Source organism: Leucobacter sp. NPDC058333, from assembly GCF_042726155.1.
Classification (GTDB): Bacteria; Actinomycetota; Actinomycetes; order Actinomycetales; family Microbacteriaceae; genus Leucobacter.
The window spans coordinates 382,435-400,077 of the sequence record NZ_JBHXHV010000001.1 but is presented as its reverse complement, the minus strand read 5'-3'; the positions used below and the strand labels follow the sequence as shown (position 1 = coordinate 400,077).

Sequence of the window (17,643 nt, the reverse complement as noted above, 5' to 3'; positions counted from 1 at the left end):
CATGAGCATGCACGGCGAGTACAAGGTTCCTGGCGGCAAGCTGGTCGTCGTCGATTTCGACGTGGTCGATGACCGGATCCACGACTTCCGCCTGTCCGGCGACTTCTTCTTGGAGCCAGACGACGCGCTCGGATGCATCAATGCTGCCGTCGAGGGGCACCACCCCAACGGCACGATTGACGAGTTCGCCACCGCCATTCAGCAGGCGCTGCCGAGCGAGGTGCACCTGCTGGGCTTCACGCCCGACTCGGTGGGCGTAGCAATTCGCCGCGCCGTGACCGGCGCCGCGCACTGGCGCGACTACGACTGGCAGATCGTGCACGAGCCGCCCATCGCTCCGGTGCTGAACGCCGCGCTCGACGAGGTACTCACGGCCGCCGTCGGCGAGGGGCTGCGCGGGCCGACCCTGCGCATCTGGGAGTGGAATGCCCCCGCGGTGTTCATCGGCAGCTTCCAGTCGGTGAAGAACGAGGTCGACGAGCCGCAGGCCGCCGCGCGCGGCGCCCAAATTGTGCGCCGCATCTCGGGTGGTGGCGCAATGTACATGGAGCCGGAGGCGTGCATCACGTACGCGCTCTACGTTCCGGGTGAGCTTGTGCGCGGCATGAGCTTCGCCGATTCGTACGCGTATCTCGACGAGTGGGTGCTCGAGGCGCTGAAGTCGCTCGGCATCGACGCCGTCTACAAGCCGCTCAATGACATCACCAGCCCGCACGGCAAGATCGGCGGAGCGGCGCAGAAACGGCTCGGCTCTGGCGCCGTGCTACACCACGTCACGATGGCCTACGATATGGACGCGACGGCGATGACGCAGGTGCTGCGCATCGGCCGCGAGAAGCTCTCCGACAAGGGCACCGCCAGCGCCGAGAAGCGCGTCGACCCGCTGCGCAGCCAGACTGGTCTGCCGCGCGAGGAGATCATCGAGCGCATGATCGAGGTCTTCAAGCGCCGCCACGGCGGCACCGACGGTGAGGTCACCGAGGGCGAGTGGGACGCAGCCGAACGCCTGGTCGAGAAGAAGTTCTTGACGGAGGAGTGGATCCGCCGGGTGCCGTAGCGGGCGCCTCGCCACTCCCTACGCCAGCTCGAGCAGCGCCTGCACCCGGAAGCCACCAAGGTCGGTCGGCCCCGCCTCGACCGAACCGCCGAGCGCCGCCACGCGCTCGCGCACTCCGGCGAGACCGAGGCCCGCACCCGGAGCCGCTGGCTGGGTGCTCGCCGCATCGGCGGGGCCGTTCTCGACGGTCACGGAAACCGTAGACGGCGACACATCGACGCTCACGTCGATCGCCGAACCCGGCGCGTGCCGCATGGCATTACTCAGCGCCTCTTGAATGATGCGATAGGCAGTGAGCCCTGCTGCGGCTGACGGGGCCGACGCGGAGTCACCGCCGTCACTGTTGCTGTCGGGCCCCGACACGGTGAGCGCGATCTGCACCCCCGAATTGCGCGTCGACTCAACGAGCGACGGGATGTCGGCGAGCGTCGGCTGCGGCACGAGCTGCAGATCCCGATCCTCGTCTGGTGAGCGCAACAGCGTGAGCAAGCTTCTCATCTCAGTGAGGGCCTGGCGCGAGGAGCCAGCGATCGACTCGAGCTCGCGTTCGACCTCGGTATCGAGACCGGGCAAGCGGTATTTCGCCGTGGTCGCCTGCACGCTGATGACCGACATGCTGTGCGCGACGACATCGTGCAGCTCTTGCGCGATGCGGTTGCGCTCCTGCAGCTCTGTGCCGCGCGCGCTCAGCTCGGCGCTCGTCTGCCGTTCGTCGCGCAGCGCACCGCGGCTCTCGGCCCACAGCCGAACGACCACTCCGAGGGCCAGCGCTCCGGCACTCACCGATGCGGTGACAATGATGCTGCTCCAGCCACCGCCATCGACGCCGTAGCTCAGCGCGACGATGAGGCAGGCAAACGCCGGCGCAGCCCACGCGAACGCGCCCCAGAACCAGCGGTTGCGCAGCGACACGAGCAAGACGAGCGCGACCTGCACGAGCAGCGTCATCACGGGCCACGGCCAGGGCAGGGCGGTCGCCGCGTGCACTGTCGCGAACGCGGTTGCCAGGGCGGCGCCCGTCTGCAGCAGTACTCCGGCCACCGGCCAGCGCACGGCGAGCAGCAGTGCAGCGGCGTGGGCGAACACGATGAGCATCGCAATTGCGACGTTCACGCCGTAGATCGCGGCGAGCACCGGCCATCCGACCGCGGTCGAGACGACGGCGAGGAACGCTGCGGAGATCCACGCCCACCGCTCTCCCGACCAGGACGCCGCGGCGACGGTCGGGGCCGGCCATGACGCCGACGGTGCGGATGACGGTGCGGCCGACGGTGAGATTGACGGTGAGATTGAATCGGGCGCTTGCGCCACCTTCGGCGAAGCCGGGACCGAGCTCGCCGGCGCCCCGCCGAGCGCCGCCGCGGTCACCACCACGTCGAGGCGGGCAAGTCCGCGCAGCACCACTGGCAGCGTCAGGAGCAAGATGAGGCCGCAGACGAAGTTGAAGCCGGCGTCGAGCAGGAAGGAGTGGGCAAGCTCGGCTGATGCCGCACCGTTGGTCACCGCTTCCAGGATCAGACCGGGGAGCGGCAGATCATTCGCGGGCAGAAACAGTCCCCAGAACGCATAGGTGATGCCGCCCAGCGCGCCCGCTGTCCAGGTCACCGCGACGCAGAACGTAAAGATGTGCAGCGGAAACGCGATCAGCGTCTCAAAGGCCAGATCGGCCCAGCGACGCGGCTCCACGAGCAGCCGCATGTATTGCGACCACCCCGGTTGCCGCGTAGCGTAGCGCGCGGGCGGCAACTCGGCACCCCAGTTCCGCACGCGCGCGCGGGAGAGCTGGGCGAAGACCGAGGCGAGCCGCAGTGTGACGGGCAGCAGGAAAACGCCGAGATAGATGATGAGCGTCGCGAGCGAGAGGGTCGCGAGCGGCACGAGCAGCACGAACGCAACCAGCGAGATGAAAAAGCCGGGCAGGATCAGCGCGTAATCGCGTCCCATCCGAGCGAGCATGCGCGGGGGCCTGCTCGTGGGCGGGATCGTGCCGCTCGAGGTGTCGTGTGCCATGTCAGCGTGTCCCGTTCATCAGCGCGGCCCGCGGGGCCGCTGTTTCGATTACTGCTACTTCGGTTTCTTCGGGGTCTTTGGGGTGTTTGGGGTCTTCGGGTTCTACGAGGTTCGCGAGCGCGGCTGGTGCGGTAGCCGCGGCGCCCGCGCCCGCAAACGCCGGGTGGCTCCGCGCAATCATGATGATTGCTGCGGCCGCAGAGAGGCCACTCAGCGCAAGCCCGATGCCTCCGAGCAGTGACATCTCAGGGTACTCGCCGAGCAGCACCGCGCCGATGAGCACTGCCACGAGCGGGTCGAGCACCGTGAGACCCGCCAGCACGGTCTCGGGTGGTCCACTTGCGTACGCGGTCTGCACGAGCCAGACCCCGACCGCCGTGGCGATGAGGAGGAGTGCGAGCAACACCCATACCCGGGGCGCGAGCGCATCTCCGTTCAGGGCCGCGACCGCCTCGACGGCGACGACGTGCATTGACGATGCCACGGCACCGAACACCGTGCCAGCGCAGAGCACTCGAGCGAAGTGGCCGGTGCTGCGGCGAGCCACTCCCCATCCGGCCGGAATCAGCACGACCAGCACCGCGATCAACAAGGAGATGGTCGACTGGTCTGCGCGCTGATCCTGCGCGAAGCCCGCCGAAATCGCGACAAATGCCGCGACCGACGCAACGGCGAGCGCAATGCCGATGACCAGCCCGCGGGTGACCTGCACGCCGAGCGCGCGAGAACTGATAGTGACGGCGACGACGAGCGCGAGCGCACCGACTGGCTGCACGACGGCCACCGGGGCGAGCCCGAGCGCGACGACGTTGATCGCGGTCTGGACGACGATGATCCCGCCACCGACCAGCCAGAGCGGGTGCGTCAGGTATGCGGGTAGCCGCCGCGACCGGTGTGAGGCGGCATCAGCGGCGTCAGCCGCGTCAGCCGCGCCGACCGCGCCGACCGCGCCGACCGCGCGATGCTGCAGGTGCGTGCCGACCGCGAGACCGACCGCGCCGATGGCGGCTAGGAGCACTGCAATGAGGAACATGCGGCTCACGTTACGAGGCGGCCGTCGCGCACGGCATCACTCGAACGGGTGAAGCTCGATGCTACTTTCGGGCGACCTCCGCGCGATCGACGACTCGCTATCATCGGGGCTATGGTGCCGTCGACAACTGAAGACTCCCCGATCGCGGTGGCGATCATCGACGACCAGGCCATGGTACGGCAGGGCTTCGGCGCGCTGCTCGATGCGCAGCCAGACATTTCGGTCGTTGGCAGCGCCGCCGATGGCGCTGAGGCCGTGCAATTGGTGCAGCGATCGCGGCCAGACGTGATCCTGATGGATATTCGCATGCCGGGCATGAACGGCCTCGATGCGACGCGCGCGGTGCTCGCGATGCCTGGCCTCACTCACCCGCGCGTGATCATGCTCACGACGTTTGACGCCGACGAGTACGTGTTCTCAGCTCTGCAGGCGGGCGCGAGCGGATTCCTACTCAAGGACGCGACAGCCGACGACCTCATTGCTGCCGTGCGCGTCGTAGCGGCGGGCGATTCGCTGCTCGCGCCATCGATCACGAGCAAGCTCATCGCCGACTACGTGTCGCGCCCGGCTCCGCGCAAGTCCGGGGCGGTGCTCGCGGAGCTCACCGAGCGTGAGCTCGATGTCATGAAACTGGTTGCGGTTGGCAAGTCGAATGCGGAGGCGGCGGATCATCTCTTCCTCTCCGAGCAGACCGTGAAGACGCACGTCTCGCGCATCCTCAGCAAGCTCGGGCTGCGCGACCGCACGCAGATCGTCATCGCCGCCTACGAGTCGGGCCTCGTCTCGGTGGGCCGCTGACCCAAAGGCACGCGCTTCGCCCGAGCTCCCCCTCCCCTCCTCTCCCCTTGCCCCCCCCCCCACCTTCACCCGAGCTCCCGCTCCCCCTTTCTGTCGTCGCAAATGATCCCTTCACCTGCCTGATCGGATCATTTGCGACGACAGAATGCCGGGGCGGTGGGGGGCGGGGGGGCAAGGGGGTTGGGGCGGGGGGGGTGAAGACGGCACCCGGGTTCACCATGGTTCACCCCTGCGGGTGACGCGGGGGTGGTGAGCCCGCTTCTAGCTTTGCTTCTTGTACCCGAGACAAGGAGCTCCAGTGACTCTCTCCCCCGCGCTGCCCGCCGGCGCAGCACTCGCACCCCAGCGCGATCCGCGCGACACCTCGCCTCGCGCAGCACCGCAAGCGCCACAAGCGCCACAGCGCGACGCGACCATCGACACCGTTCGCGCCTTCGCGCTCTTAATCGTGGTCGTGCTGCACGCGCTCATGGTCGGTGCGCAGCTTGCGCCGAGCGGCGCACTGGTGACGAGCGTCGCCCTGTCGGGTGAGCCCTGGTTCGCGCCACTGACGTGGGTGCTGCAGGTCATGCCGCTGTTCTTTATTGCGGGCGGGTTCGCCTCACTGTCGCAGTGGCGGCGGATGCAAGCTCGCGGGGTGACCGCCACCGAGTATGTGGCGGGGCGGGTGCGTCGGCTAGCTGTGCCCGCGGCGCTTATGATCGGCGTCGTGGGCGCGGTGTTGCTTGCCGCCCGGGCGTTCGGCGCCGACGCAACGCTGATCGGCGAAGCGAGCCTGCGTATCGGTCAGCCGCTCTGGTTTCTCGCTGTCTACTTCGGCGCCACGGCGCTCGTACCCGCTCTCGCGTGGCTGCACGATCGCGCCCCGATCGCGACCATCTCGGCGCTCAGCGTCGGCGTCTTCGCGGTCGATATCGCTCACTCGCAGTTTGGTGTGCCGATCGGCTACCTCAATTTGCTGCTCGTGTGGCCGCTCATGCAGCAGCTGGGATTCGCCATGCAGGTCGGCGCGTGCGCGGCCTGGTCGCGCCGTCGGCTCGTCACCGGCGTGCGTGTCTCACTCGCGCTGCTGCTCGTGTTGCTCGCCTGCGGCTGGTCGCCCGACATGATCGAGAATCTGAACCCGCCGACCACGGCGATCATGCTGCTCGGCTTTGCGCAGTTCTGCGCCCTGCAGCTGCTCCGCGAGCAGCTCGACCGGGTGACGCGCATTCCGTGGGTTGCGCTCGCATCCACACGCGCGAGCGCGTCGGCGATGGGCGTCTACCTCTGGCACATGCCGGTGATGCTGCTATTCGTCGCCATCATGTGGGCGACCGGACTGCCGCTACCCGCACCGCACTCCGCGGCCTGGTGGGCGACGCGACTGCCCTGGCTCGTGGTGATCGGGGTCTGCGTGATTCCGCTCGCGGTTGCGGTGGGGCGACTTGAACGTCGAGTACTCGCGCAGTTGCAAGCGGTGGCGTCGGTCACGAGCAGCGACGCGCCCGCCCGCCGCGTGCCAACGCTGCTCTGCGTCGTGTGCGCAATCGCGGGTACGGTCGCCGCGCTCCTATTCGGCATTGCACAGCCGGTCCCGTTCGCGTGCGCCGTTGCACTGCTCACGGTCGCGATCAACCTCGCGACCGTGCGTCGGTGAGCAATCACACGACCCCCGCGGCGCGAACCTGGTTACGGTTCGAGGATCACCTTGCCGGTTGTCGCCCGCGCCTCGAGCTGTGACTGCGCGTAGCCGGCCTCGGCGAGCGGAAAACGGGCTCCGATGCGAATGTGCAGCTGCCCCGCTGCAATCGCCTCGAAGATCTCGCGATAGCGCCAGGCGCGCTCCTCGCCGGTGCGCACGAAGTGACCGAGCGATGGTCGGGTGACCGACAGGGATCCCCCGGCGTTCAGCCGCTGCAGGTCGAGCGGGGGCACCGGTCCGCTCGCTGCCCCGAACAGCACGAGCTCGCCTCTCACCCGCAGCGACGCAAGCGAGTCGTCGAAGCTGCGCGCACCGACGCCGTCGTACACCACCGCGACGCCCTCGCCATCGGTGAGTTCGCGCGACTGTGCGGCGAAGTCGTCGTAGTCGAAGACCTCGGCGGCGCCAGCTTCGAGGCTGAGTTCCCGCTTCTCGGGCGTCGAAACGGTCGTGAACACGCGCACCCCGCGCGACACAAGCAGCTGCGTGAGCAGCAGCCCGACACCACCTGCCCCGGCGTGCACGATCACGGTCTCTCCGGATCGCGGCTGCGCCGCCGACGTCGCGAGATAGTGGGCCGTGAGCCCCTGCAACGGAATGGCGGCAGCGACATCGGCGGCGATACCGTCGGGCACGTGTACGGCACGCTCGGCCGCGACGACGAACCGTTCGGCGTACGTGCGCGTCGCCTCAGCGGTCGTGATGAGGTCGCCGACGGCGAAGCCCTCGACTCCCTCGCCGACGTCGAGCACGACGCCCGCCGCTTCACCGCCTGGCGTAAACGGGTACTCGACCGAGTACAGACCCGATCGCTGATACGTCTCGATGAAGTTCACGCCGATCGCGCGCGTCTGCACCAGCAGCTCGCCGCGACCCGCCTCGGGGCTCGGAACGTCGGTGAATTCCAGCAGCTCTGGGCCGCCGGCCTGGGCAACGGTGATGGCGTGAATCGAGGTCATGGGCCGAGCCTACGCCGGTCCCCCGACTACTGGCCGCGAGTTGCGTAATGAGTCAGCGGGGCCTCAGCCGAACCTCAGTCTGGCCTCAGCTCACCGCGTCCGGACCAACGTGGCCCGCGCATCACCGCTGCACCGGATCGCCGCCCGCTGAGAGCGCCGCGATGTCTGCCCGCCGCGGCAGGCCCTCCCAGTCCCCGCTCATGGTGCAGGCGTACGCACCCGCGGCAGTGGCCGTTTCGAGGCGCTGCGCGAGCGGTGCACCGGCAATCCACTCGGCGAGATGTCCGGCGACAAAGGCATCACCGGCACCGACCGTGTCGACCACGTCGACGCGCACGGCATCTCGCGCGAGGTGTTCGTCTCCCGCCACCGCAACACACCCGCGGTCGCCGAGTTTGATCACGACCTCGTGCGGCCCGAGTGCTTGCAGACCGCTGGCGAGCTCGACGGGCGCCAGCGCTCCGAGCAGCAGCGCCGCCTCGTCGTCGCCGGCGAACACAATATCGGCGAGCGGTACGAGCGCCGCGAGCCGGTCGGCCGCGGCGCGAGCGCTCCACAGCGCCGAGCGGTAGTTCAGGTCGATCGACACCGGCACACCCGCCGCGCGGGCCCTGCGCATCGTCGACTCGACCGCCGCGTCCGCGGTTGCCGAGAGTGCTGGCGTGATGCCGGTGACGTGTACCAGCGCGGCCTCAGTAATCAGTGAATCGAGCACGTCGGCGGCGGTCAGCCGCGATCCCGCGCTGTCACGCCGGTAATACACGACCCGGGAGGTTCCCGGCGTCGGTCGCTCCTTGAGCATCAGCCCGGTTGCGGCGTCAGGATCGCGGATCACGGCGGCGCGCACGCCCTCCGCCCGCAACTCCCGCTCAATCACGTCGCCCACGCTGTCTGCGCCGAGCCTGCCGCACCACGCGGCGGCGGTGCCGAGTCGGCTGAGCCCGATCGCGACGTTCGACTCGGCTCCGCCGAAGCCGAATTCGACCGCCCGCTGCGTGACGAGCCGCCCCGGTTGCGTTTGCCGCACGAGGCCCATCGACTCGCCGATCGTGAGCACGTACGGTGCGGCCGCCGCGCGTTGCGCCTGGTCGCCGATCACCGCGCGAGCCCCGCGTCTTCAATGAGCAGCTGCAATTCACGCGCGCGGGTCGTCAGCGCGCCGAGGTCACCGCCGGAAAAGGCGTCGCGCAGTAGTGGGCCGCCGAGGCTCACCGCGCAAGCACCGGCGCGTAACCAGGCGAGTGCCGCCTCCGCGTCCACGCCACCAGACGGAATGACCTCGATACCGGGGAACGGTCCCCGCAGGTCGCCCACATACCCGGGGCCGAGGCGAGATGCCGGGAAGACCTTCACAGCGGTGGCCCCGCGGCGCCAGCCGCCATGCAGCTCGGTCGGCGTGAATCCCCCGGGATAGAAGGGAATCGCCGCCGCGGCCGCGACGCCGATGACGCGTTCGTCGGTCGTGGGCGTCACCAGGTAGGACGCCCCCGCAGCGATCGCCGCGGTTGCTTCGTCAGGCTCCGTCACCGTGCCAACGCCGATGCTGGCATCGCCCCCGAATCGCTGCACCAGTCGCGGCAGTTCGGCGATCGTTCCCGGCGTACTCAGCGTCACCTCGATAAAACGCACCCCGCCCTCAAGCAGCGACTCGATCACCGGGGCATATTCTGCTGGGGTCGGTGCACGCAGCACCGCAATGATCGGGTGGTCACGCAGCTCGGCGGGCACCGCGGCCCGCGTTCCGGCGGTCATCGGGCGAGCCATCCGCCGTCGACGGGCAGCACCGCGCCATGAATGTAGTCGGCGTAGGGCGTGCACAGGAAGACGACCGCGCTCGCGATGTCTTCTGGTATCGCCCAGCGGCCGGCCGGGATGCGCTCGCTGAGTTGCTTGAATCGCTGTGGGTCTGCGAGTAACGCCTCATTCATGTCAGTCGCGACGTACCCCGGGGCGACCGCGTTCACGTTGACGCCGTGGGCGGCCCACTCGTTACTGAGCGCCTTGACGAGCTGCCCGACCGCGCCCTTCGACGCGGCATACGCCGGCACCCGCATGCCGCCCTGAAAGGTGAGGAGCGAAGCGAGGGTCACGATCTTGCCCGAGCCGCGCGCGACCATCGGCGCACCAAACCCCTGGCTGAGCTGGAATACCGCGTTCACGTTGACCGCAAGCACGCGCTCGAAGTCGGTGAGCGGAAAGTCGACGGCGTCGTGCCTGATCTGGGTCCCCGCGTTATTCACGAGGATGTCGGTGTCGCCGACCTCGTCAATCGCCGCGCCCACCGAACCAGCATCTGCAAAGTCAACCGTCACGTGCGCGAGCGAGCGCCCGAGTTCGCGCGCGAGCGCGTGGAGCGCGTCGGAGTTCGGCCCGCGCTGCAGCGTCGTCACGTCGGCGCCGCTCCGCAACAGCGCCGCGGCGATCGCCTCTCCGATGCCGCGGGAGGCGCCCGTGACCACGGCGGTGCGGCCGAGAAGTGTGGAATCGAACACGCTAGTTCCCCAGTCCGCTCGCGTTGACCACGTTCGCGGCGGGTCGCCCTTCACACACGTCGAGGATGTTCTCCATTGCGCGGCGCTTGAGCTCGGCGAACGACTCCTCGCTGTACCAGGCGGCGTGCGGGCTGAGCATGACCTGTTCGAACCCGAGCAGCGGGTGCGTCACGGGCAACGGCTCCTCCTCAAAAACGTCGAGGGCCGCGGCCGCCACGGCGCCCCGCTCGAGCGCGCGCACCAGCGCGGCCGTGTCCATGACGCCGCCGCGGCAGGTGTTCACGATCTTCACGCCGGTGCGCATCTGCGCGAACGCGGCGTCATTGATGAGGTGGCGTGTCTGCGGGATCAGCGGCAGGTGCAGCGAGATGAGGTCGGCACTCGCGAGCAATTGCTCTGGCGAGACCACCTCGGTGCCGCTCGGGCTGAGCGAGCCCGGCGTAAAGCGCGGGTCGGTGCCGATCACCCGGAAGCCGAGCGCGCGCGCCTTGCGCGCCGTCGCCTCCCCGATCAGGCCGAGCCCGTACACCGCGAACGTCGACGCCGAGAATCGGTGCAGCGGGCGCACGGCGTCGAGGCTCGCGACGCCGCGGCGCACGCCCTTGTCGAGCGCCCCCAGCCCGCGCATCAGCCCGAGCGCGTGAGCGATCGCGTGATCGCTGACGTCTTCGGTGCCGTAGTCGGGCACATTGCACACGGCGACACCGCTCGCGGTCGCCGCGTCCAGATCGACGGTGTCGACTCCGACGCCGTAGCGGCCGACCGCCGCGAGACCCGGCAGCTGGGCGAGCACGTCGCGCGTCACGGGTGCGTACTGGGTCAGGATCGCGGCGGCGCCCTGCGCCGCCCGCACGACGTCATCGGCTGTCGCGCACTCGGCGAGTTCGAGGTCGTACCCGTACCGGTCCGCGACCTCCTGTTCGATCTCGACACTGCCGTGATCACAGTCGGTGATCACTACGCGACGACGTTGCTGCTGCATTGAAGCCTCCATCGGAGAATGAAATTTGAAACATCATTTCATAAAGTGAAGACTTCGCCAAGCCGTCGTCACGGTGAAACCCCGCGGAAACGGCGATGAGCCACGATGGCCGTAGTGCAAACTACATCGCTGGCGCTACATCTCTGGCGCGCCGAGCACCTGCGATACGCGACGAGCGGCGCGGGTCACGACATCACCAAAGCGGCGCTCGTCTTCCTCGGCCACCACGCGCGCCGTGGGTCCAGCCAGGCTCAGTCCGGCGCAGACGTTGCCGGCGAAATCGAAGATCGGCGCCGCGAACCCGCGAATACCCTCGCGGTTCTCGCCGTTGTCGATCGCATACCCACGCTCCCGCGTCTGCGCGAGGTCGAGATACAGCGCCTCAAACGTCGTCAGCGTGTTGGGCGTGCGCCCCGCGAGCGTGTCAGGAATGTGCCGCTGCCGCACGTCGCCGGGCAATTGGGCCAGAATCGATTTGCCGATCGCCGTGGCATACGCCGGAACGGAATCGCCCACCTTGCTGAAGATGCGGATCGGCTGCGGGCTATCGACGAGCTCGATGTACACCACGTCTTTGCCCGACAGCACACCCAGGTGCGCGGTCTCACCGGTTTCCTTCACGATGTCTCGCAGTACGGGCAACGCCGCCTTGCGCGTATCGAGACGACTCAGGTACTCCGAGCCGAGCTTCGCGGTCAGCATGCCAAGCGAGTACACGCCGAGCTCCTCATCGAAGTGGAGCAGGTCGCGTCGCGCAAGCGTGAGCAGCATACGCTGCGTCGTCGCCTTGCTGTACCCGAGAATGCCCGTGCACTCAGCGAGCGTCACGCCGGGCCTCGGCGCCGAAGCGATGTACTCGAGAATGTCCACGGCCTTTTCGAGGCTCTGGGTTCCCGTGACGCGCTCCGAGGATGTCAATCCACCCGTGGAAATCACGCGTTCAGCCATGTCGTCTCCGTCCTGTCGGTGCAGACCCCGCCCCTTCGCGAGGCTCCCCCACCGTCCCAATCTTACGAACCGGCATCACTCGCCGAATTCATCTTGACATCATTTCACCACTTATGAGACAGTGTTTCAAATTTCAATTCGCGGAATCGCACAGTAGCGATTTTGCCGAAAGGGCTGATACCTCATGACCGCATTTCAATTCGATCCGGTCACGCTCCACGGGCTCGCCGATGTCGTGCTCGGCGAGAGCCCCGATCCGAGCCGCGTCATCGCGGGTACACCCGAGGCATCCGAGGCCATCCTGCACGAGGACGATCACACCGAGATCGGCGTCTGGGAGATCACCCCGGGCAGTTTTCACTCGAGCAAGGTCGGCGTCTCTGAGTTCATGTACTTCTTGAGCGGATCCGGAACCATCACGCGTGAATCGGGCGAAGTGATCGACATTCGGCCGGACACGTACGTGTCGCTCCCCGATGGTTCCCACGTCGTGTGGAACGTCGAAGAGACCACACGCAAGCTCTACATCATCACGCAGACGCCCGCCTGACCTGGCGCACCGACAAGGATCAATGATGAGCCTCAGCACCACCGGGATCCCCACGGTCAGGCCGCCGCGCCGATCGATATTCGACCCCGCCCGACTCCCGAAGGTCGCGCTCGCCATCGCGGCAGCCGGCTTCTTCGTGATCTTCTTCTTTTGGCCGCTGCTCGACGTCGTGTTACGCAGCGTCAGCGTCGACGGCGTCATGGACTGGGGCGACCCGCAGTTCACGATCGACCACTACGTGAAGATTCTGCAGGACGATTATCTGCACCTCGTCGAGTGGCGCACCATCGTGCTCGCCGTGAACTCGACACTGCTCGCACTGCTGCTGGGGTTCCCCACGGCGTATTTCATTTCCCGCCTCCCCGGCCGCGCGGCCGGTGTCGTGCTGCTGCTCGTGCTGATTCCGTTCCAGGTCTCAATCGTGGTGCGGCTGTTCGCGGTGACGTCCATTCTGAGCCCAAACGGGCTGTTGAGTCAGGTCAGCCAGGCGCTCGGCGGCGAGCGCTTCTCGCTGCTCTACACGCAGGGCGGCACGCTCGTCGGCACGGTGATGTATCTGCTGCCCTACATGATCCTGATTCTGTATTCGGGCATGACGGGCATCGACCACAACGTGATCCTCGCTGCGAAGACCATGGGCGCCTCCGGGTTTCAGATTTTCGTCAAGGTGTTCCTGCCGCTCGTGCGCACGTCGATCTTGAGCGGCGCGCTGCTCTGTTTCATTCTCGCGCTCAGCTTCTTCATCGTCCCCGCGATCCTTGGCGGCCCACAGGAGCAGACGGTTGCCGTCTACATTCAGCAGCAGATCGACCTCTTCCAGTGGGGTGTGGCGTCGGCGCTCGGGGTCGTGCTGCTCGCCGCGACGCTGATCCTGTACGTCGCTGTGATTCGCATCGGGGGCGGTTTCCAGGCTCCGGGCGTCGGCGGCCAGGCGAAGGGTGTCAGCGCCGAGCAGCGCTTCACCTGGTCGGCGGGCACGGTGACGACCGGCGTCGTAACGCTGCTCTCACTGCTCGTACTGCTGCTGCCCGTACTTATCGTGTTCCCACTGTCGGTCGGTGAAACCCAGACGGTGGTCTTCCCTCCGCGCGGCTTCACGCTGAACTGGTACGGCGAAGCGCTCTCGACGGGCACGTGGCTCGATCCGATCGCGCGCAGCTTGCTCGTGGCGACACTCACCGGACTCGCGTCGACCGCGCTCGCGCTGTACCTCGCTCGCGTGGTGCAGACGGCGAAGTCCGAGCGCACGAAGGTGCTGGTGTCGGGGTTGGCGTTCGCTCCCATCATCACCCCGGCGATTCTGCTCGCGATCGGAATCTACGCGGTCGAACTCAAGCTCGATCTCGCCGGCACGATCCCCGGGCTCGTGCTCGCGCACACGCTCGTCTCGTTCCCGCTCGCCTTCGCCATTCTCAACACGTCGCTCGCTTCGCGCGGCCTCGATCTTGAGACGGCGGCGTGGACAATGGGCGCCTCACGCATCTCGGCCTTCTGGCGGGTCACGGTGCGCGGCATGATCCCGGTACTGCTCTCGGCGTTCGGGCTCGCGTTCGTCACCTCTTGGGATGAGGTCGTGCTCGCGCTGTTCTTGCAGACCGGGCCGGTGAAAACGCTCCCCGTCACGATCTACCAGTACCTGGAGAGCGGCATCGTGCCGACGGTTCCGGCAATCGCCGCACTGCTCACGCTGCTCGTCATTGCCGTCATCTTCACCCAGCGCATCATCCAATCGCGGCGCTCACGGGCCGCGCTCTCAGCAGACAAGTAATTGGCAGATAAGAAATGAGAACAGGCATGTCTTCCACTCACGCACCCGCGCCAAGCGCCGGGAAGCGCGGCGAGGTCATCGTCGACCAGATCACCTGCGACTTCAGCGGCACGCGCGTGCTCCACGAGACCGATCTCATGGTGCAGGCGGGCGAGTTCTTTACGCTGCTCGGCCCCTCCGGCTCAGGTAAGACGACCCTGCTGCGCATCATTGCCGGGCTGATCGATTTCACCTCGGGTAGCGTCGCGATCGACGGCAGCGACGTCACGCACCTGCCCACCCAACAGCGCGACCTCGGGTTCGTCTTCCAGAACTACGCGCTCTTCCCGCACCTCACCGTCGCGCAGAACATCGCGTTCGGTCTGAAAATTCGCAAGGTGCGCGGCGCTGCCCTCACGAAGCGACTCGACGAAATGCTCGAGCTGACCGAGTTGGGTTCGCTTCGGGATCGACACCCGGCTCAGCTCTCGGGTGGTCAGCAGCAGCGCGTCGCTCTCGGCCGCGCGCTCGCGCAGCGCCCCCGGGTGCTGCTGCTCGACGAGCCGCTCGGGGCGCTCGATCGGAGGCTGCGACAGGATCTCGGGTCTGAGATTCGCCGGATCCAGCAGGAATCTGAGACCACCGCGATCTACGTCACCCACGATCAGGAGGAGGCCTACATCCTCTCCGATCGCATGGGCGTGATGGAGGCGGGCTACATTCGCCAGGTCGGCGCACCACGCGAGGTCTACAGCGCCCCGAACAGCGACTTTGTCGCGAACTTCCTGGGCGAGACCAATAGCTTCGCGGCCGAAGTGGTCGGGCACGACCGTGACGGCACGACGGTGCGCACCGGTGAGTTCGCTGTCACGGCGGCGGCGGGCTCCCCGCTGCTCATTGGCACCGCGTGCACGCTCAGCGCACGACCTGAGCAGATCCGGCTCAGCGCGAGCGTGGAGACGGTGCCAGCTGGCTACGAATCAGTCGCGCGCGTGACGGTCACCGACGCTCGCTTCTTCGGGCAGACGATTCGGGTGCGCCTCGCAGACGAGCGCGGCAGCTACCTCGTCGACCTCGACAGTGCCGAAGCAATCCCCACGATCGGCACTCCCGTCGTCATGAGTGTTCGCGCGCGTAGCGCGGTGCTCATCCCGACTCACTAACCACACTCTTCACCCCGCAATATCTTTCGACACGTGCATCCAAGGAAGGACCTGCATATGCATTCCACACTCACCCGGGCGGCGTCACTCGGCGCCCTCGCCCTCGCCGGGGCCCTCGTTCTCACGAGCTGCAGCGGCGGCGGCGACTCCGGAGATAGCGCCGCGAGCGGCGACATCTCCGGAGACATCCTGTTCTATGACACCAGCGGCGGCGACGTGTGGGAGGGCCTGAACGACACCCTCTTCGCCGACTTCACCAAAGACACCGGCGTCAAGGTCGTCGACGACTACAACGAGGCCTCGACGAAGTTCTTCGCCGGCGCCCAGAACGGCGCCGTCGACTGGAGCCTCGTCTTCCTCCCCTCGCTGAGCGACGCGCAGCAGGCGGCCGACGAGGGCTATCTCGCCGACATCGACACGAGCGTCGTACCCGTCGACAAGCTCAAGGACGGCACCTATTCAAAGACCGGCATCGAGGTCGGCACGTTCGGCATGGTGCTCGCCTGGAACACCGACAAGTGGCCCGTCGACAAAGCGCATCCTGAAACGTGGGAGGACCTGTACGACACCACGGCCTTCCCAGGGAAGCGCTGCCTCTTCAACAACCCGCAGTACGGCTGGACGCTCGAGTCGGCGCTGCTCGCCGACGGCGTCGCGGCCGACGACCTCTACCCGCTCGACACCGATCGCGCGTTCAAGAAGCTCGGCACGATCAAGAACGACGTCACCTGGTGGTCAAGCGGTGCGCAGTCGATCGAGAGCTTCGAGAACGGGTCGTGCGACCTCGGCATCGTGTGGGCGAACCGCGCATTCACCGCGAGCCAGAACGATTTCCCGATCTCGGTCAGCTGGGATCAGGCGGGGTACGCGAACAGCGTCTGGGCGATCCCGAAGGATGCACCGAATCCCGAAGCGGCGCAGCAGCTGCTGAAGAGCGTGATCGAGAACACTGACGGACAGATTGCCTTCGCCTCGCGCGTTCCCACCCCGATTCCCGCTTCGAGCACCGATGTGGCCGTGACTGACTTCCCCGAAGACATCCAGCCGTTCCTGCCCGTCGGCGAGAACACGAAGACGGCCATCACGCTCGACGCTGACTACTACAAGGAGCACAACGCCGAGCTGACCGACGAGTTCAATCGCTGGGTCGCTCAGTAACAAGCCGCGGTGTCGCGCGTCGCACCGCCCGGCGGCGCGCGACACCGCCCCCACCTCCACTCCGACCGAAAGGGACCCCATGAAAATCGTCTGCATCGACGGCGAATCACAGTACGCAGATATCGTTCGGCGCGACGTGATCGAACCGCTCGCCGCCGCCGGCCACCAACTCGACTGGTTCGAGGAGCGCTTTGACGACGCCGAGGCGACCATTGCCCGCGCTCAGGGCTACGACGCCGTCTACATCATCGGCGATCAGGGCCCACTGCCGCAGGCGTTTCTCTCGTCGGTTCCCGGTCTCTCCCTCGTCAGCTTCGTCGGTACCGGAGCGCACCGCTTCGTCGACGTCGCCGAGGCCGAATCGCTCGGAATCACCGTCACCAACGTGCCCGACTTTGCGAGCCGCAGCGTCGCCGAACACGCGATCGCACTGCTCTTCGCGGTGGCCCGTCGCGTACCGGAGGGCGACCACATCGTGCGTGCCGGGGAATGGGCGAAGCACCAGGGTGTGAAGCTCAGCGGACGCACGCTGGGCGTCGTCGGCACCGGCGCGATCGGGCGCGAGGTGATTCGCATCGCCGACGCTCTCGGTATGCACGTGCTGTACTGGAATCGCACCGAACGCCCCGAGATCGAGGCCGAGCTTCCGGGCCGTCGCGTCGCACTCGACGAGCTGTTCCGCGCGAGTGATGCCGTTTCGCTGCACCTGACGCACACCCCAGAGACCGAGCGGCTGATCTCTGCCGAGTTGCTTTCGCTGCTCTCACCCGGCGCGATCCTCGTCAACACCGCTCGCGACGAAATCGTCGATCGCGACGCCCTGTTCGCCCTCCTGCGGGAGGGACAGCTCTTCGGCGCCGGGATCGACGTGTTCGAGTCCGAGCCTCCGGCGCTCGCATCGATCCCCCTCGACGTTCCCAATCTCGTGATGACCCCGCACATCGGGTTTCACACCGACGAAGCCGACGACGTGTTTGCGATCGCGGGGCGCAACATCGTCTCGTTCGCTGCGGGCACTCCCGTCAACGTCGTCTCCAGCACCGCACTGTGACCCACGAAAGA

Annotated in this window: 16 protein-coding genes; 8 read left to right on the top strand and 8 right to left on the bottom strand. The window is 67.3% G+C overall.

Annotated elements, in window-relative coordinates; genetic code table 11:
* Positions 1–7: 7 nt before the first annotated feature.
* The gene (locus tag ACFWHR_RS01815) at positions 8–1,057 is read left to right on the top strand and encodes a biotin/lipoate A/B protein ligase family protein (RefSeq protein WP_382447742.1); all 1,050 of its coding nucleotides are present in this window, start codon (positions 8–10) and stop codon (positions 1,055–1,057) included.
* Between the two features lie 18 nt (positions 1,058–1,075).
* Here the strand turns inward: ACFWHR_RS01815 and ACFWHR_RS01810 are convergent, their stop codons facing one another.
* Positions 1,076–3,067, bottom strand: coding sequence for a sensor histidine kinase (locus tag ACFWHR_RS01810; protein WP_382446556.1), 1,992 nt, complete (start codon positions 3,065–3,067; stop codon positions 1,076–1,078).
* 1 nt (position 3,068) lies between these two features.
* Positions 3,069–4,100: a hypothetical protein gene (locus tag ACFWHR_RS01805; RefSeq protein ID WP_382446555.1), complete on the bottom strand. Its 1,032-nt coding sequence runs from the start codon at positions 4,098–4,100 to the stop codon at positions 3,069–3,071.
* 111 nt (positions 4,101–4,211) lie between these two features.
* Between ACFWHR_RS01805 and ACFWHR_RS01800 the strand changes: the two genes are divergently transcribed.
* Positions 4,212–4,898 (top strand): response regulator, encoded by a 687-nt coding sequence (locus tag ACFWHR_RS01800; protein WP_382446554.1) that lies wholly within the window; start codon positions 4,212–4,214, stop codon positions 4,896–4,898.
* A gap of 298 nt (positions 4,899–5,196) precedes the next feature.
* Positions 5,197–6,537: an acyltransferase gene (locus tag ACFWHR_RS01795; protein WP_382446553.1), complete on the top strand. Its 1,341-nt coding sequence runs from the start codon at positions 5,197–5,199 to the stop codon at positions 6,535–6,537.
* A gap of 32 nt (positions 6,538–6,569) precedes the next feature.
* Here ACFWHR_RS01795 and ACFWHR_RS01790 read toward each other — a convergent pair whose 3' ends face one another.
* From ACFWHR_RS01790 to ACFWHR_RS01765, 6 genes are all read right to left on the bottom strand, one after another.
* Positions 6,570–7,541, bottom strand: coding sequence for a quinone oxidoreductase family protein (locus tag ACFWHR_RS01790; protein WP_382446552.1), 972 nt, complete (start codon positions 7,539–7,541; stop codon positions 6,570–6,572).
* Positions 7,542–7,662: 121 nt separating this feature from the next.
* Complete coding sequence (locus ACFWHR_RS01785; RefSeq protein ID WP_382446551.1) at positions 7,663–8,640, bottom strand: sugar kinase; 978 nt, start codon at positions 8,638–8,640, stop codon at positions 7,663–7,665.
* Positions 8,637–9,293, bottom strand: coding sequence for a bifunctional 4-hydroxy-2-oxoglutarate aldolase/2-dehydro-3-deoxy-phosphogluconate aldolase (locus ACFWHR_RS01780; protein WP_382446550.1), 657 nt, complete (start codon positions 9,291–9,293; stop codon positions 8,637–8,639). Before ACFWHR_RS01780 ends, ACFWHR_RS01785 begins: the two co-directional genes overlap by 4 nt.
* Complete coding sequence (locus ACFWHR_RS01775; RefSeq protein ID WP_382446549.1) at positions 9,290–10,033, bottom strand: SDR family oxidoreductase; 744 nt, start codon at positions 10,031–10,033, stop codon at positions 9,290–9,292. Before ACFWHR_RS01775 ends, ACFWHR_RS01780 begins: the two co-directional genes overlap by 4 nt.
* Before the next feature lies 1 nt (position 10,034).
* On the bottom strand, positions 10,035–11,015 hold the full coding sequence (locus ACFWHR_RS01770) for a C-terminal binding protein (RefSeq protein WP_382446548.1): 981 nt from the start codon (positions 11,013–11,015) through the stop codon (positions 10,035–10,037).
* A gap of 135 nt (positions 11,016–11,150) precedes the next feature.
* The gene (locus tag ACFWHR_RS01765) at positions 11,151–11,963 is read right to left on the bottom strand and encodes an IclR family transcriptional regulator (RefSeq protein WP_382446547.1); all 813 of its coding nucleotides are present in this window, start codon (positions 11,961–11,963) and stop codon (positions 11,151–11,153) included.
* 184 nt (positions 11,964–12,147) lie between these two features.
* Between ACFWHR_RS01765 and ACFWHR_RS01760 the strand changes: the two genes are divergently transcribed.
* From ACFWHR_RS01760 to ACFWHR_RS01740, 5 genes are all read left to right on the top strand, one after another.
* A complete protein-coding gene (locus tag ACFWHR_RS01760; protein ID WP_382446546.1) occupies positions 12,148–12,513 on the top strand; it encodes a cupin domain-containing protein in 366 nt (121 codons plus the stop codon).
* Positions 12,514–12,538: 25 nt separating this feature from the next.
* Positions 12,539–14,281 carry an ABC transporter permease subunit gene (locus ACFWHR_RS01755; RefSeq protein WP_382446545.1) on the top strand — a complete coding sequence of 581 codons (1,743 nt, stop codon included), beginning with the start codon at positions 12,539–12,541 and terminating at the stop codon, positions 14,279–14,281.
* A 26-nt stretch (positions 14,282–14,307) separates the two neighbouring features.
* Positions 14,308–15,423 carry an ABC transporter ATP-binding protein gene (locus tag ACFWHR_RS01750; protein ID WP_382446544.1) on the top strand — a complete coding sequence of 372 codons (1,116 nt, stop codon included), beginning with the start codon at positions 14,308–14,310 and terminating at the stop codon, positions 15,421–15,423.
* Between the two features lie 57 nt (positions 15,424–15,480).
* Positions 15,481–16,581, top strand: a complete 1,101-nt coding sequence (locus tag ACFWHR_RS01745) for an extracellular solute-binding protein (RefSeq protein ID WP_382446543.1) — start codon at positions 15,481–15,483, stop codon at positions 16,579–16,581.
* Positions 16,582–16,660: 79 nt separating this feature from the next.
* A complete protein-coding gene (locus ACFWHR_RS01740; protein ID WP_382446542.1) occupies positions 16,661–17,632 on the top strand; it encodes a 2-hydroxyacid dehydrogenase in 972 nt (323 codons plus the stop codon).
* Positions 17,633–17,643: the final 11 nt, after the last annotated feature.

What these genes read in the sequence shown, in the direction of transcription:
- ACFWHR_RS01815 (WP_382447742.1), top strand. Translation starts at nt 8, where the DNA reads ATGCACGGCGAGTACAAGGTTCCTGGCGGCAAGCTGGTCGTCGTCGAT.
- ACFWHR_RS01810 (WP_382446556.1), bottom strand. Translation starts at nt 3,067, where the DNA reads ATGGCACACGACACCTCGAGCGGCACGATCCCGCCCACGAGCAGGCCC.
- ACFWHR_RS01805 (WP_382446555.1), bottom strand. Translation starts at nt 4,100, where the DNA reads ATGTTCCTCATTGCAGTGCTCCTAGCCGCCATCGGCGCGGTCGGTCTC.
- ACFWHR_RS01800 (WP_382446554.1), top strand. Translation starts at nt 4,212, where the DNA reads ATGGTGCCGTCGACAACTGAAGACTCCCCGATCGCGGTGGCGATCATC.
- ACFWHR_RS01790 (WP_382446552.1), bottom strand. Translation starts at nt 7,541, where the DNA reads ATGACCTCGATTCACGCCATCACCGTTGCCCAGGCCGGCGGCCCAGAG.
- ACFWHR_RS01780 (WP_382446550.1), bottom strand. Translation starts at nt 9,293, where the DNA reads ATGACCGCCGGAACGCGGGCCGCGGTGCCCGCCGAGCTGCGTGACCAC.
- ACFWHR_RS01770 (WP_382446548.1), bottom strand. Translation starts at nt 11,015, where the DNA reads ATGCAGCAGCAACGTCGTCGCGTAGTGATCACCGACTGTGATCACGGC.
- ACFWHR_RS01765 (WP_382446547.1), bottom strand. Translation starts at nt 11,963, where the DNA reads ATGGCTGAACGCGTGATTTCCACGGGTGGATTGACATCCTCGGAGCGC.
- ACFWHR_RS01760 (WP_382446546.1), top strand. Translation starts at nt 12,148, where the DNA reads ATGACCGCATTTCAATTCGATCCGGTCACGCTCCACGGGCTCGCCGAT.
- ACFWHR_RS01755 (WP_382446545.1), top strand. Translation starts at nt 12,539, where the DNA reads ATGAGCCTCAGCACCACCGGGATCCCCACGGTCAGGCCGCCGCGCCGA.
- ACFWHR_RS01750 (WP_382446544.1), top strand. Translation starts at nt 14,308, where the DNA reads ATGTCTTCCACTCACGCACCCGCGCCAAGCGCCGGGAAGCGCGGCGAG.
- ACFWHR_RS01745 (WP_382446543.1), top strand. Translation starts at nt 15,481, where the DNA reads ATGCATTCCACACTCACCCGGGCGGCGTCACTCGGCGCCCTCGCCCTC.
- ACFWHR_RS01740 (WP_382446542.1), top strand. Translation starts at nt 16,661, where the DNA reads ATGAAAATCGTCTGCATCGACGGCGAATCACAGTACGCAGATATCGTT.